The sequence below is a fragment of the Rhizobium sp. Nf11,1 genome, assembly GCF_050587665.1.
Lineage (GTDB): Bacteria > Pseudomonadota > Alphaproteobacteria > Rhizobiales > Rhizobiaceae > Rhizobium.
On record NZ_JBOBHU010000002.1, the window covers coordinates 78457 to 92463 of the forward strand.

11 protein-coding genes are annotated in these 14007 nt (G+C 60.6%); 4 read left to right on the plus strand and 7 right to left on the minus strand.

The genetic code is table 11. From position 1 onward, the window contains the following. Positions 1-181: 181 nt before the first annotated feature. The 3 genes from ACQ7C1_RS03265 to ACQ7C1_RS03275 all read left to right on the plus strand — a co-directional run bounded on the left by ACQ7C1_RS03265 (position 182) and on the right by ACQ7C1_RS03275 (position 4770). Positions 182-2110, plus strand: a complete 1929-nt coding sequence (locus ACQ7C1_RS03265; protein ID WP_430957304.1) for a diguanylate cyclase — start codon at positions 182-184, stop codon at positions 2108-2110. Positions 2111-2203: 93 nt separating this feature from the next. Further along, positions 2204-4498 (plus strand): FdhF/YdeP family oxidoreductase, encoded by a 2295-nt coding sequence (locus ACQ7C1_RS03270; protein ID WP_430957305.1) that lies wholly within the window; start codon positions 2204-2206, stop codon positions 4496-4498. Beyond that, entirely contained in the window at positions 4495-4770 is a 276-nt protein-coding gene (locus ACQ7C1_RS03275; RefSeq protein ID WP_097601205.1) for a hypothetical protein, read from the plus strand. Before ACQ7C1_RS03270 ends, ACQ7C1_RS03275 begins: the two co-directional genes overlap by 4 nt. 55 nt (positions 4771-4825) lie before the next feature. Here ACQ7C1_RS03275 and ACQ7C1_RS03280 read toward each other — a convergent pair whose 3' ends face one another. The 7 genes from ACQ7C1_RS03280 to ACQ7C1_RS03310 all read right to left on the minus strand — a co-directional run bounded on the left by ACQ7C1_RS03280 (position 4826) and on the right by ACQ7C1_RS03310 (position 11808). After that, positions 4826-5824: a helix-turn-helix transcriptional regulator gene (locus ACQ7C1_RS03280; protein WP_430957306.1), complete on the minus strand. Its 999-nt coding sequence runs from the start codon at positions 5822-5824 to the stop codon at positions 4826-4828. 116 nt (positions 5825-5940) lie between these two features. Further along, positions 5941-6147: a hypothetical protein gene (locus tag ACQ7C1_RS03285; RefSeq protein WP_221128071.1), complete on the minus strand. Its 207-nt coding sequence runs from the start codon at positions 6145-6147 to the stop codon at positions 5941-5943. 1104 nt (positions 6148-7251) lie between these two features. Next, on the minus strand, positions 7252-8331 hold the full coding sequence (locus tag ACQ7C1_RS03290; protein WP_430957307.1) for a quaternary amine ABC transporter ATP-binding protein: 1080 nt from the start codon (positions 8329-8331) through the stop codon (positions 7252-7254). Further along, positions 8324-9211: an ABC transporter permease gene (locus ACQ7C1_RS03295; RefSeq protein WP_285194856.1), complete on the minus strand. Its 888-nt coding sequence runs from the start codon at positions 9209-9211 to the stop codon at positions 8324-8326. The genes ACQ7C1_RS03290 and ACQ7C1_RS03295 overlap by 8 nt, the downstream gene beginning before the upstream one ends. Before the next feature lie 93 nt (positions 9212-9304). Beyond that, positions 9305-10306, minus strand: coding sequence for an ABC transporter substrate-binding protein (locus ACQ7C1_RS03300; RefSeq protein WP_430957308.1), 1002 nt, complete (start codon positions 10304-10306; stop codon positions 9305-9307). Positions 10307-10373: 67 nt separating this feature from the next. Beyond that, a complete protein-coding gene (locus tag ACQ7C1_RS03305) occupies positions 10374-11168 on the minus strand; it encodes a pyrroline-5-carboxylate reductase family protein (protein WP_430957309.1) in 795 nt (264 codons plus the stop codon). Positions 11169-11178: 10 nt separating this feature from the next. Beyond that, on the minus strand, positions 11179-11808 hold the full coding sequence (locus ACQ7C1_RS03310; RefSeq protein WP_085781786.1) for a TetR/AcrR family transcriptional regulator: 630 nt from the start codon (positions 11806-11808) through the stop codon (positions 11179-11181). A gap of 146 nt (positions 11809-11954) precedes the next feature. On the opposite strand from ACQ7C1_RS03310, the gene ACQ7C1_RS03315 reads away from it, so the two are divergent. After that, positions 11955-13991 carry an NADH:flavin oxidoreductase gene (locus tag ACQ7C1_RS03315; RefSeq protein WP_097601211.1) on the plus strand — a complete coding sequence of 679 codons (2037 nt, stop codon included), beginning with the start codon at positions 11955-11957 and terminating at the stop codon, positions 13989-13991. Positions 13992-14007 lie beyond the last annotated feature (16 nt).

Sequence of the window (14007 nt, forward strand, 5' to 3'; positions counted from 1 at the left end):
TCTAACCAATAACGCTTCCGGGTGGAATCGGAGCTAAAACGAGAAACCTTGGCCTGCGATGGCCCGGGACAAGGGCGCCAACCCAGCAAGCATCCGTAGAGGAGCGTGATATCTGGTGCATCAGTCGGTGAATAGGGCATCCAGCTGCCCGATTTAACGAAGCCCAAACCACTATTGTCGTATGACAGGGTTGTTACATGGTTTGGAAGGTGGACCCAACGCGGTGAATGGCATCTGGACGCAATTTGGTGGCAACCTTTCCTTCGTGTCTCTGGCGATGTCGCTCTGGGCGCTCTTTTCGATCCAGTTTCAGCGCCGTTCCTTCAGGCAGGAGAAGATCGCCTTCGGGATAATAGCTGGCGGCGCCTCCATCGGATCCATACTGCTTGCGATCGAATTCCATCCTGGCATCTATATCGACCTGCGTTTTGCGCCGCTTGCATTGGCCGGTATGTTCGGAGGGCCGATTGCGGCGGCTTTTGCTGCGTCGCTGGCGATCGTCTTTCGCTTTGCTGTCGGCGGCACGGCGATGGTCGACGGGATTATCACAATTGCATTCGCAACCGGCATCGGCGTGGCCGGCCATTTCTGGACCCTCAAGAGATCTCCTGGCTTCACGGATGTTGTTCTGCTGGGCCTTGCCCTTGGCGCGATACTGGTTGCAGCGATGGCCCTGCTTCCCACTCTCGTGACCGCCCATGTGCTGGCCGGAGTGGGCTTTCCCCTGACGGCCTTGAATTGTCTGGCGACCGTGATCGGTGGCTTTGTGCTCCTGAAGACGCAGCAATGGGAGCTCGAACGAAGCATCCTGGTGACGGCATTTTCGCAATCGCCGGACTATCTCTATGTGAAGGACCGAAACAGCCGGTTCATTACCGTCAACGAAAACATGACGCGCCTCTTCCGTTTCAGAACGACGGCGGAGATGACCGGATTGTCGGATTTCAATCTGATGTCGCAGCCGCTCGCTGAGGAATTGTATCATCTCGAGCAGCAGGTGATGGAGACAGGGACGCCGCTGATCGACTCCAACGAGCGGATCGAAGGCCGCTTCCTGCTTGCTTCCAAGGTGCCGGTGCGGGACAAGCAGGGACGGATCATCGGTCTTGCGGGCGTAACGCGTGACGTAACGGAGCGCACAGCGCTGGAGCGGGAGCTGCGCGAAAGCAAGAAGCTGTTGTCGCATGCGATGGCGAACATGTCCGATGGCATCGCCATGTACGACAGCAAAGGCTTTCTTCTCTTTTGCAACGATCAATACCGTCACGCCTTTCCGCTCTCCGGGGCTGCCCGTGTGGTCGGCGCGCATATCAGCGACATCCTGCGCCGCGTCGTCGAAACCGGCGAGCGGCCCGCTATCGCAGAGGGTAATGCGGAAGAGTGGATCAAGACCGCAGCCGCTTCCCTGCACAGCAATAAGGATGAGGAAATTCAGCTTCACAACGGTGATTGGCGCAGCATCCGCACAAGGATTGCCGGAGATGGCACGGCGATGGCCGTCGTCTCGGACATCACGGCGACGAAACAGGCGGAGATCGCGCTGAGGCTGTCGGCGGAGCAATTGAAGAATCTTGCCGAGACCGATGGGCTCACCGGCATTGTCAATCGCCGCGCTTTCGACGAAGCCTTCGCACGTGAGACGGCGGGCAGCGCCAGGAAAAATACGCCATTCAGCCTGCTGATGGTCGATATCGACCGCTTCAAAGCCTATAATGATACCTATGGCCATCCCGCCGGCGACCAATGCCTGCGCGTCGTCAGCAAGTGTCTGCGCCAGTCCGTCAGTCGGCCGGCGGACATCGTCGCGCGCTATGGCGGAGAGGAATTCGCCGTGTTTCTTCCCGACACCAGCGCCAAGGGAGCGATGATCGTCGCCGAACAATTCGCGCGTCGCCTAGCCCAGGAGAATATCATTCATTCCGGCAGCGAGTTCGGGCGGGTCACCGCCAGCATCGGCATATCCTGCGCCACAGGCGCGACCCTGCGGACCAGCCCGAACCGGCTTTTGGCAGAGGCCGACGCCGCGCTCTATGAGGCCAAGACGCAAGGTCGCAACCGTATTCTGGCGCATTCCCGCGAGAACGGGCATGCCCTGAAGGAAACCGGTTAGAAGCACGCGCTTCAGCTCTCTCGATAGGTTTCTTCTATCGAGTCATCATTCGTACGCCCTTGATGTTTAGCGCCCTTCATCAATACAGGGCGCATGGACACAAAATTCATTGGGAAGAAATCGGCGGCAGCCGGCGGCTGGGGCGCTCTGAAAAGCTGCGGCAAACAATTGCTGCAAAGCGGCATGCCTCTCTCGGGGGCGCGGACGATGCTGAAGGCGAACCAGCCGGACGGCTTCGATTGCCCTGGCTGCGCCTGGGGCGATCCGGAACACGGATCGTCGTTCGAATTCTGTGAGAACGGCGTGAAGGCCGTCGCATGGGAGGCCACGGAAAAGCGGGCGACACCCGCCTTCTTCGCGGCGAGCACGGTCTCTGAGCTTCGCCGGCTGTCGGATTACGAGCTGGAGCTCAATGGCCGCCTCACCCATCCGATGCGTTACGATGCTGCGAGCGACCGTTACCTGCCGGTGGCGTGGGAGGATGCTTTTGCCGAGGTCGGCAGCATTCTGAAGGGCCTCGATAATCCCAATCGGGCGGAGTTCTATACGTCCGGCCGCGCCAGCAACGAGGCTGCCTTCCTCTATCAGCTGTTCGTGCGCATCTACGGCACCAACAACTTTCCCGATTGTTCCAACATGTGTCACGAGGCAAGTGGAATCGCCCTGAACCAGGCGGTAGGCGTCGGCAAGGGCACCGTGCTTCTGGAGGACTTCGAGGAGGCAGATGCGATCTTCGTGATCGGCCAGAACCCCGGCACCAACCACCCCCGAATGCTCGGCGACCTGCGCCGGGCGGCGATGCGCGGCGCGCGGATCGTCGTCTTCAATCCGATCCGCGAGCGCGGGCTGGAGCGTTTCTCCGATCCGCAGGACAAGATCGAGATGCTGCGCGGCGGCTCGACCGACATTGCCAGCCTTTATCTGCAGCCGCAGCTCGGTGGCGACATGGCCGCGGTGCGTGGAATGGCAAAGGCGGTGCTGGCCGCGGAAGACGCTGCGATTGCCGCCGGTCTGCCGCCGGTTCTCGATCATGCGTTCCTGGCCGACCATTGCGCCGGTTTTGCGCAATACCGGGCCGCGGTCGAGGCGACGGCCTGGGCAGATATCGAGGACCAGTCAGGACTGAGCCGTGAGGAGATCGAACGGGCGGCCGAGGTCTATATCAGGGCTGAACGGGTCATCTGCACCTGGGCGATGGGTGTGACCCAGCATCTGCATTCGGTGGCGACGATCCGCGAGATCGCCAACTTCATGTTCCTGCGCGGCAATATCGGCAAGCCGGGCGCCGGCCTCTGCCCGGTTCGCGGCCATTCCAATGTGCAGGGCGACCGCACCGTCGGCATCAACGAAAAGCCGTCGGACGATTTCCTCGATGCGCTGGAGAAACATTTCGGCTTTGCCGTCCCCCGCAACCATGGCCACAATGTTCTTGCCGCAATCGGGGCGATGCTTGATGGCTCGGCCGAAGCTTTCATCGGCCTTGGCGGCAATTTCGCCCGCGCCACGCCCGACAGCGCGCTGGTCGAAAAGGCGCTGCGGCGGCTGAAACTGACGGTGCACATCGCCACCAAGCCGAACCATTCGCATCTGATGCCAGGCGAGGCGTCCTTCATTCTGCCCTGCCTCGGCCGCACCGAGATGGACCTGAACGCTGCCGGCAGTGGCCAGCTCGTCAGTGTCGAAGATTCGATGAGCATGGTGCATGGATCCGCCGGCATAAACCGGCCGGCCTCGCCGCATCTCCTCTCGGAAGTCGCCATCATTGCCGGCATTGCGCAGGCGACGGTCGGCTCCTCCGTGGTCGACTGGGCGGAACTCGCCAACGACTACGACCGCATCCGCGATCATATCGCGGCGACCATTCCCGGCTTTGAAAACTACAATGCCCGCCTGCGCAAGCCGCGCGGTTTCCATCTGCGCAACTCGGCCGCCCATCGGGAGTGGCAGACGCCGGCAGGCAGGGCATCATTTTCTTGCCCGGCGCTTCCAGAGGAGACCGTGCATCAGCGTGCGCGAAAAGGCGAGGGGCGTTTCGCTCTGCAGACGTTCCGGTCGCACGACCAATACAATACGACTGTCTACGGTCTCGATGACCGATATCGCGGTGTCTACGGAGAGCGGCAGGTCATCTTCATTCATCCGGCGGATCTGAAGGCGATGAATGCCGAGCCCGGTGGCCGTGTCGACGTGCTCGGCGAGCACGATGACGGCATCGAGCGTATCGCGCGGGATTTCCGCTTCGTGCCCTATGATATTCCGCGGGGCAGCATTGCCGGCTATTACCCTGAACTGAACGTGCTCGTGCCGCTTGGCAGCGCCGGCGAGGAAAGCGATACGCCGACCTCGAAATCGATCATGGTTTCCTTGCGCAAGCGAGACGCCGCGTGAGCAACGAGGCTATCGGCGCCGACCGGTTTCTTGCCCTTGTCGCTGCGGCGCAGGATAGGGACCTCCGACTGACCTCCTTGCAGGCCGGTCTGCTCGTCGCTGCCGAGCTCGGGATCGCTTCCGACAGCCGCTCCTTTGCGCGCATGCTGGGGATCGCGCATGCCCTTGTGTTGCGGGACCTCAGCGCGCTGGCGGAGCGTGATGATATGCTTCAAGTCGTCAATCGGGATCCGAGGACAATGCGAGTGCACTACCGATTGGCCAAGCCTTAAAAACCGAAAGCGCAAAGAGCGAAGCTGAAAGATCGCGGTGCGCTTCAGCTGCAAGTTACCGGCGGCTCATGCGCTTTCTCGTTTCGGACGGGTATTCGCCATAGGTCGCCTTGTAGACCGCGGAAAAGCGGCCGAAATGAAAGAATCCCCATTTGAGACAGATGGCCTTCATCGTATCCCTGCACTCGGGATCGATTAGATCCTGCCGTGCGGCGCGCAGACGAAGCGTCAGCAGATAAGCGGCGGGGGACGTTCCCTTGAATGCGCGAAAACCGGTTTCGAGGGCTCTGCAGGAGACGCCGGCCGCTTCCGCCACCTTTGGCATGGTGATCGGCTGATCGATATTGGCCTGCATGAACTCGATGGCTCTGCGCACATGCCTCGGAGCGATAAGGGCGGCGCCTTTGTCAAGGAAATGCGACAGCCGGTGTGGCACCATGCGTACGACGAGATCGGCGAGCGCCTGGGTCATGTGAGCCATAGCGATCGGCGACTGCAGCAGGGGACCGTCGTCGCGCATCCCTGAAATGATCGTTTCGGTGAGGTTGCCGATCGTCCGTCCGGCCGGCGTCGACAGATCCAGTTCGGGCAGAAGGTCGAGCGAGCCGCTGAACGGCATTTCGAACGTATGGCCGATCGTCTGGAGGATTACGGGCCAGTTGATCAGCAGTTCGTCGATGACGTTGCCTTGCCCGTGCATGAGAACGCTGTCGGGTTCGAAATTATTGTAGAGAAGCAGTTTGCCTTGCCCGGCCTCGGCCTTGCGCGTCCCATAGGTGACTCCCATGCCGCCACGGCGCGGCACGACGAGCGACAGATACTCCGCCGTGCTGACAGTCGGCTCGATGTTGAATTGGAACTCCGCCTCATGGTAGCCCGTCAGCAGGACGGCGCTCTCGGCCACCGAAAAATCCAATCCCCAATGAAAGTCCTTGGCGCGGCCGACAGGCTCGGCATCAAACGCGCCGAAAGCGCCGCCGAGGGTTTCCACCATATTGTCGAAAGACGAACCGTGGAATCGGAAAGAGAATGGCTGGGCGCTGTTTTCCGTCATGCTCTCCTCCCTATTTCATCTGACGTCGCGCATGGCGCGACACCTCGGCCACTTAGATATCAGAATGAAGTACGTCCCTCTTTTTGTTCGCACGTCGCCGAGCGTCATCTTTCTCCTCACGCTTGCCAGGGCATGACGGACGAGGCTTGGCTGTATATTAGCGGATAAGAAGCCAGAGCGCAGTAAGCGGCAGGCAGGCGGGCAAGTTTCAACGTGATCCAGGTGTCGGTATTGCTGGCCGGGGCAAGCCGATCCAGGCAGAGCTCGCGCGTGGCGGGCGTCGGAAACGCAGACCTTTTAAATGCTTTATCGATAATTCCCATCTGTCGGATTTTCCTGGCCAGTCGGCAGGAACTGACAGAACCGGCTGCACTTGGCAAGGCCTTGGAACTGCTGCTTTGATGGTGATCCCGTGATGAAACGATTAGCCAGCGTGCGCATAGGGCACATTCAAGGCGCCATCCAAGAGTCGCCTGCCGAAGGTTCTGAAGTGGACCGCTCGAGATAGCCTTCGGCAGGCTGACAGGCAGTTGGCATACGCACGGGATGGAGTGCGTATGGATGTAATCCCCGTCCATCATATGGGGTGATCGATGGAGCGGTGGCTTTCAGACCGTAGACCATCATGGCCCCGGTCGGGCTTAGTTTAGTGTTCCCTGGCGATGGAGCAATTGGCGCGCGCCGATATTGTCGGTCAATCGGCTTTTCGTGACGCAGTCTGGACTAGTCCTGCGCAATATGTACAGGTTGACGCTTTCCGCGCCACTTTTCGGCGCCGGGAATCAAATATCCAGGTCCGACTCGCCGGCCCTCATGGAAGGCATAAGGGGCTTAGGGCGGCGCGGCGCAGCCGCCGATCTCGACGGCCTGAGCCATTTGAAGCCCAGTCTCTTCAGGGTCTGGCGCAGTGGTACGTCGGCGGTCGTACGCTGAGGCTCTTTGCCGATGAAGGGGTCGTGCGAGAGTATTGTCGCCGAATGCCCGTCTTCGGCAGGTTTCCAGGCGGTTCCGCAGCCGCACCAGCCGCCGTCTTCGTCCAGCAGGAGGACTTGCCGGCCGGCCTTGCCTGTCGCGCCATGACCGGCCTCGTGATTGCCCTTTTTGATGCCGGGTAGCGTCTCAACGGCAGGCCTTTCTGGAGGCCGGTTTCGGGAGAATATGAGCCTGTCGCCAGGATCACGCATCGGCGCCGACGGTCTCGATAATCGATAGGAGTTGAACCTGACGTCGACTCGAGCTTTGTCAGTTGCGGCTCGTACTAGCCGATGCGGTCGAGGATCTGCCCTCTGGCGAGGCTGCATCCCGGCAATCAGGAAATTGCCGCCAAGCCGGTTCGATGCTTCACGCTAGGATGACCCTGTGGCCTCGCCGGGCGACCGCCGAGCGCTAGTCTCGCCGGCCAGCCGGGTGAGGCCGCCTGCGGAGGTTCAGAGCGCGACCGAAAGGGTGTTGTCGTGTCGGGAGGCCACCTCCTGCGAATTCACCATTGCGCCAGCGAGCTGGCGGAAGGTGACAAGGCCCAGTGTTTCCCCCGACGGCGAAACCACCCTGGCATCATCGTCCGGTGTCGAAGCCAGCATTCGGAGGGCCTCTTCCACCGTCGTGCCCGATGCGATCGTCAAACCGCCCGGCGCCACCACGGTGTGCAGAGGTGTCATGACGGCCTCGACATGGATGACCCGGCCTCGGTTGACCTCCTTGACGAAGTTGGCGATGTAGTCGTCGGCAGGGCGCAGCACGATATCTTGGCTGGTGCCCTGCTGGATAACCTCGCCATCGCGCAGGATCGCGATCTGGTCGCCCAGGCGCAAAGCCTCGTCGAGATCGTGGGTGATGAAGACGATGGTCTTCTTGATCTCTTTCTGAATATCGAGAAGGACCGTCTGCATATCCGTGCGGATCAAGGGGTCGAGAGCCGAATAGGCCTCGTCCATCAAGAGAACCGGGGCATCGTTGGAGAGCGCCCGCGCCAGGCCGACGCGCTGCTGCATGCCGCCGGAAAGCTGGTTGGGGTATTTTTGTTCGAAGCCCTTCAGGCCGACGCGCTCGATCCAGCGCATAGCGACGTCAACGGCTTTCGCGCGCTCCATACCCTGCACTTCGAGACCGAAAATGGTGTTGTCGAGGACGTTGCGGTGCGGCAGAAGCGCGAACTTCTGGAACACCATGGCGGTCTGCTGCCGCCGGAACGTCCGCAATTCGGTCTCGTTCATCTTCACGACATCGATGCCGTCGACCAGCACTTCGCCTGCTGTCGGGTCGATCAGCCGGTTGATGTGACGGATGAGCGTCGATTTGCCCGATCCGGAAAGGCCCATGATGACCTGGATTCGGCCGGAGGGAATCTCGACATTGATATCCCTGAGCCCCAGCACGTGCCCATGTTTTGCGTTGAGCTCGGCTTTCGTCAGGCCCTTCTGCACCGCTTCGACATAAGCCGTGGGATTGGGGCCGAAGATCTTGTAGAGATTGCGGATTTTGATGCCGCCGAAACGATGCTCAGCCATGGACGGTCTCCCGATGCTTCTGGAGCCTTTTGCCATATGCCTGGCTGACCCGGTCGAAGATGATGGCGATGCCGACGATGGCAAGGCCGTTGAAAATGCCCAGCGTGAAGTATTGGTTGGCGATCGCCTTCAGCACCGGCTGGCCGAGGCCCTGGACGCCGATCATGGAAGCGATGACCACCATGGCGAGCGCCATCATGATCGTCTGGTTGATGCCGGCCATGATGGTGGGAAGCGCCAGCGGCAGCTGCACCTTGAAGAGCTTCTGCGACCTGGAGGTGCCGAAGGCATCTGCGGCCTCGAGAACGTCCTTGTCGACGAGCCGGATGCCGAGATCGGTCAGGCGGATCATCGGCGGGATGGCGTAGATGACAACGGCGATCAGGCCCGGCACCTTGCCGATACCCAAGAGCATGACGACGGGGATGAGGTAGACGAAGCTCGGCATGGTCTGCATGACGTCGAGGATCGGATTGACGACGCGCTGCAGCCGGTCGGAGCGCGCCATAAGGATCCCGATCGGGATACCGATGGCGATGGAAAGAACCGTGCAGACGAAGATCATCGAGACCGTCCGCATCGTGTCGTCCCACATGTCGAAGTAGCCGATCAGCATCAGCGTCGCCAGACAGCCGAGGACGATCTTCAAGCTGCGGCTCGCAAACCAGGCAATGACGAGGATGATCAGGGTAATGATCGGCCACGGCGTTTGCGTCATGAAGCGCTCGGCAGCGATGAGGAAATGCTGCAGCGGGACGAAGAGGCTTTCGATGCCGTCGCCGTAGCTGCGGGTAAATCCGCGAAAGCCGTCATCGATCGCTTTCTTCAGATTGCGAAGCGCATCATCGTTCATGTGTGGGAATTTATAAAACCATTCCATCTCGTTCCCCTTTCGTCAAAGTGCCGCGGCAGTCTTTTTTGATTTTGTCGGCGCATGAGAAGCGGTGCGCTTTTCGCGCACCGCTATTTTGGCTCAGAGAGCAGCTTCAATCTTCTTGGCCGCCTCAGGCGAGACCCACTTGGTCCAGAGGTCCTTGTTTTCCTCCAGGAAGTGCTTGGCGCCGTCTTCGCCGGTCGCCTGGTTGTCGGTCATCCAGGCCATCAGCTTGTTGACCGTATCGTTGCTCCATGAACGCTTCTTCAGGTAGTCCATGACCTCGGGGCCGACCTTTTCAGAGAAAGGCTTGGCAACGAGAGTCACGACGTGATCGACCGGCCATGCCGCCGGCTTCGGATCGGGGCAGTCGGCAACCGTGATGCAGCGCTTCCACTCGGCAGCATTCTCCGGCACACCGGCTTCGAGCTTGACCATCTGATACTTGCCGAGCAGCGCGGTCGGCGCCCAGTAATAGCCGACCCAGCCTTCCTTGCGCTCGTAAGCCTTGGCGATCGAACCGTCGAGACCGGCGGCAGAGCCGGTGTCGACGAGGGTGAAGCCCGCCTTCTCGGCGTTGAAGGCCTTGTAGAGCTGCGAGGTGACGACCGTGCCGCCCCAGCCCTGCGGGCCGTTGACGATGGCGCCCTTCTTCGGATCTTCGGGATCTGGGAAGAGTTCCGGATGCTTCAGCGCATCGCCGATCGTTTTGATATCGGGATGGGCGTCGGCGAGATATTTCGGAATCCACCAGCCCTGTACGCCGCCATCCGGCAGCGGCGAGCCGACCTGAACGATGCGGCCTTCCTCCGTGCCCTTCTTGACGACGTCGGGCAGCAGGTCGATCCATGCTTCGGGCGCGATATCCGGCTGTCCCTTTTCGGCCATGGAGGTGATCGTCGGGACAGTGTCGCCAACGGTGATGTCGGCGCTGCAGCCGTAACCTTCGTTCAGGATGAACTTGTCCAGGTTGGAGAGAACTTCGGCGCTCTGCCAGTTCATGCTGGCGATGGTGACGCTGCCGCATTCGGCGGCGCCGGCGAAGGACGCGCCGCCGATCAGGCCGAACGTCAAGCATGTCGATGCAAGTAGTTTCTTCATTCTCGTTCCCTCTATTAGCGGCTGATCTGGCCAGGCGGGGTGCCGCAGTACCCGCCCAAAACGGTCGTCAGGAAACAGCTCCCATACTCACCGATTTCTTGAATGCTGCCGATAGTCCTTCCGCCACCGCAGCGTCGAACCCGGCGGCGCGCATGCCTTCTATGGCTGCCGCGGTGGTGCCGCGATAGTCGAGAAAGGTTTGGACGATGTCGTCGGGACATTCGTTGCGGCGCTCCAGCAGCCGGCCGGCGCCTGATATCACCGCATTGACGGCGCGGCGCGCAACCTCGGCAGGCAGGCCGCGGATGACGGCGTCGCGCATCATGGCGGCGGCGAGCAGTGCTGGGAATGCCGGCCCGGAGCCGGAAAGGCCCGTGAGATAATCGATGTCGCTTTCCCTTGCGACCTCGTCCTCAGATCCGCAGGTTTCGAAGATTGCGCGGACGACGTCCCGATCATCTCTCGTGATGTCGGTCGCGCCGATCCAGGGGGTATAGGATTTCCCCACTTCGGCAGCGGCATTCGGCAGGGCGCGGACGACGCGGCCTGTCTTGTGGCGCTCCGCAAGGGCGCCCAGGCGAATGCCGGCCATGACCGAAATCACGAGCTTGTCGGAAGCATCGAGGGCGAGCGGATGCCAGTCGTCCGGGCGGATGGAGAGAAGGATCACATCCGAGCAGTCGGCAAGTTCCTGACTGTCGGTGGTCCAGAAGGAATCCGGGAAACGGTCGGGCTGCCGGCTGCGATAGGAGAGGCAGAGATTTCGAGGATCGACCAGGCCGGAATCGACGATCGTGCTGGCGATGGCTCCACCCAGCCAGCCGCCACCGCCAACAATACCAATCCTCAAGGAAACGCTCATCTCGGTTTCCTCAGCCGGGCCTATAGCCATGCCGCGCGAAGAAGCGGTCGAGCTCCCTCTGCAGCGGCACTTCGCCCGTGTAGATCGCAATATATTCGGGAATCCGTTTCATGCGGACGGCGAGTTCCTCCTTCGACTGCATGGAAATGTACCCGATCTGAACGAGGTAAGTTGTCCGCGCTCTGACATCCGATGTCGTTTCTGGTAACCCGAACCGTATAAACATGCGTTTGAGCGCCTCCAGCCGGATCTGATCCGCCTGCTGGACCTCGGCCAGAAGTTCGTCCGACTGCAAGGCCCAACTGCGCACGGCAAACTCGAATTTGGCGTCGAAGAGGTCGGTGTTCAGCCAGCAATCGAAAACGTTGAGCATAGCTTCTGCGAGCGACTCCGCATAGGCTTCGGACTGCTTGACGATATTGCCGGTGTTTTTCTCGCGCCACCGCGCCACGAGCGCGCTTAAGAGTTCCTCCCGATCCTTGAAGAACCAGTAGAAGCTCGTTCGCGAGAGATTGAGTTTCTTTGCGAGCGGCAGAATTTTCACCGAATCCACGCCGGATTCCAGCAATGACTGGTAAGCTGCCTCCAGCCATCCTTCCTGCGATCCGCGCCAGCCGGTGTCGTTCAAAGCCTGGTCCATGCACTATCTCCTATCAACTTCCGCGGCTTGGTACAAGAAAAATGTACATTAGTGTCGAAAATAATGACCTTCGTGTTTCCAATGTTGACACATATGTACATTACCCTTAGCGTTTGCTTCGATGTTTTAATCCGGAACCACGGTCCATGTCGAACGATCCCCTACTTCAACCCTATCAGCTCAAGCATCTGACACTGCGCAACCGCATCATCGTAACCTCGCACGAGCCGGCCTATCCCGAGGACGGCATGCCGAAGGAAAGGTATCGGGCCTATACGGTAGAGCGGGCAAAGGGCGGGGTGGCCTTGACGATGACGGCAGGCTCCGCCGCGGTTTCAAGGGACAGTCCGCCCGTCTTCAACAACTTGCTCGCCTATAAGGACGAGATCGTCCCCTGGATCAGGGAAATGACTGACGCCGTGCACGAAGAGGGGGCGGCGATCATGATCCAGCTCACCCATCTCGGCCGGCGCACGCGCTGGGACAAGGGAGACTGGCTGCCGGTCGTCGCCCCGTCGCATCATCGCGAGGCTTCGCATCGCGCCTTTCCGAAGAAGCTGGAAGATTGGGACATCGAGCGCATCATCAAGGATTTCGCCGATGCGGCCGAACGGATGAAAGCCGGGGGTATGGATGGAATCGAGCTGGAGGCCTACGGCCACCTGATCGACCAGTTCGCGTCTCCGCTCACCAACGAACTTGACGGCCCCTATGGGGGTGCGCTCGAGAACCGCATGCGCTTCTGTTTCGACGTGTTCAGGGCGATCCGCGAGAGGGTCGGGAACGAATTCATCCTCGGCGTGCGCTATACGGCGGACGAATGTCTGCCCGGCGGCAACGGGCAGGCCGAAGGCATAGAGATTTCCAAGCGGCTGCGCGACAGCGGGCTTATCGACTATCTGAACGTCATTCGTGGCCACATCGACACCGACCCGGGTTTGACCGACGTCATCCCGATCCAGGGCATGGCGAACTCGCCGCACCTGGATTTTGCCGGTGAAATCCGCGCCGCGACCAACTTCCCGACCTTCCATGCGGCGAAGATTCCCGACGTCGCCACGGCGCGTCATGCGATTGCAGCCGGCAAAGTCGACATGGTCGGCATGACCCGCGCCCACATGACCGACCCGCATATCGTCCGCAAGATCATCGAGAAGCGGGAAGAGGATATCCGCCCCTGCGTCGGCGCCAATTATTGTCTCGATCGCATCTATCAGGGCGGGGCGGCCTACTGCATCCACAATGCCGCCACGGGCCGCGAACTGACGATGCCGCATATCGCGGCAAAGGCCGAGGTCAGAAAGAAGGTCGTCATCGTCGGCGCCGGCCCGGCCGGGCTCGAGGCGGCGCGCGTCGCGGGAGAGCGCGGCCACCAAGTGACGGTTTTCGAAGCAGCGAACAATCCAGGCGGTCAGATCCGCCTCACCGCCCAAAGCGAACGCCGCCGGGAAATGATCAGCATTATCGACTGGCGCATGAGCCAGTGTGAGAAATACGGCGTCACCTTCCACTTCAACACCTGGGCGGAAGCCGACACGATCGAGGCCGAAAATCCTGATATCGTCATCATCGCCACTGGCGGCCTGCCCCATACAGAGGTGCTCACCAGCGGCAACGAACTGGTGGTCTCGTCTTGGGACATCATCTCCGGCGATGTGAAACCCGGTTCCAACGTGCTTGTTTTCGACGACGCTGGCGACCATGCCGGTCTCCAGGCGGCGGAGTTCCTCGCCAAATCAGGTGCCAAGGTCGAGATCATGACGCCGGACCGGTCCTTCGCGCCGGAGGTCATGGCCATGAACCTGGTGCCCTATATGCGTTCGCTCCAAAAGTACGACGTGACCTTCACCGTTACCTATCGGCTGGAGGCCGTCGAGAAGAGCGGTAATCAGCTCGTCGCCCATATCGGTAGCGATTACGGCGGAATTGCCCGGCAGCACAGCTACGACCAGATCGTCGTAAATCACGGGACCATCCCGCTCGACGAACTCTATTTCGAGCTGAAGCCCAAGTCGAAAAATCTGGGCGAGGTCTCGCACGATCAGCTTCTCCAGGGGCAACCGCAATCGGTCATCCGCAATCCGGAGGGCAAGTTCCAGCTGTTCCGGATCGGCGACGCTGTCGCTGCCCGTAACACGCATGCCGCTGTCTATGACGGTCTGCGCATCGCGAAGGATATATGATTGTCAGAGCGGCCGC

Excerpts from the sequence above, each read along its gene's own strand:
- ACQ7C1_RS03265 (WP_430957304.1), top strand. The coding sequence starts at position 182 with ATGACAGGGTTGTTACATGGTTTGGAAGGTGGACCCAACGCGGTGAAT.
- ACQ7C1_RS03270 (WP_430957305.1), top strand. The coding sequence starts at position 2,204 with ATGGACACAAAATTCATTGGGAAGAAATCGGCGGCAGCCGGCGGCTGG.
- ACQ7C1_RS03280 (WP_430957306.1), bottom strand. The coding sequence starts at position 5,824 with ATGACGGAAAACAGCGCCCAGCCATTCTCTTTCCGATTCCACGGTTCG.
- ACQ7C1_RS03285 (WP_221128071.1), bottom strand. The coding sequence starts at position 6,147 with ATGGGAATTATCGATAAAGCATTTAAAAGGTCTGCGTTTCCGACGCCC.
- ACQ7C1_RS03290 (WP_430957307.1), bottom strand. The coding sequence starts at position 8,331 with ATGGCTGAGCATCGTTTCGGCGGCATCAAAATCCGCAATCTCTACAAG.
- ACQ7C1_RS03295 (WP_285194856.1), bottom strand. The coding sequence starts at position 9,211 with ATGGAATGGTTTTATAAATTCCCACACATGAACGATGATGCGCTTCGC.
- ACQ7C1_RS03300 (WP_430957308.1), bottom strand. The coding sequence starts at position 10,306 with ATGAAGAAACTACTTGCATCGACATGCTTGACGTTCGGCCTGATCGGC.
- ACQ7C1_RS03305 (WP_430957309.1), bottom strand. The coding sequence starts at position 11,168 with ATGAGCGTTTCCTTGAGGATTGGTATTGTTGGCGGTGGCGGCTGGCTG.
- ACQ7C1_RS03310 (WP_085781786.1), bottom strand. The coding sequence starts at position 11,808 with ATGGACCAGGCTTTGAACGACACCGGCTGGCGCGGATCGCAGGAAGGA.
- ACQ7C1_RS03315 (WP_097601211.1), top strand. The coding sequence starts at position 11,955 with ATGTCGAACGATCCCCTACTTCAACCCTATCAGCTCAAGCATCTGACA.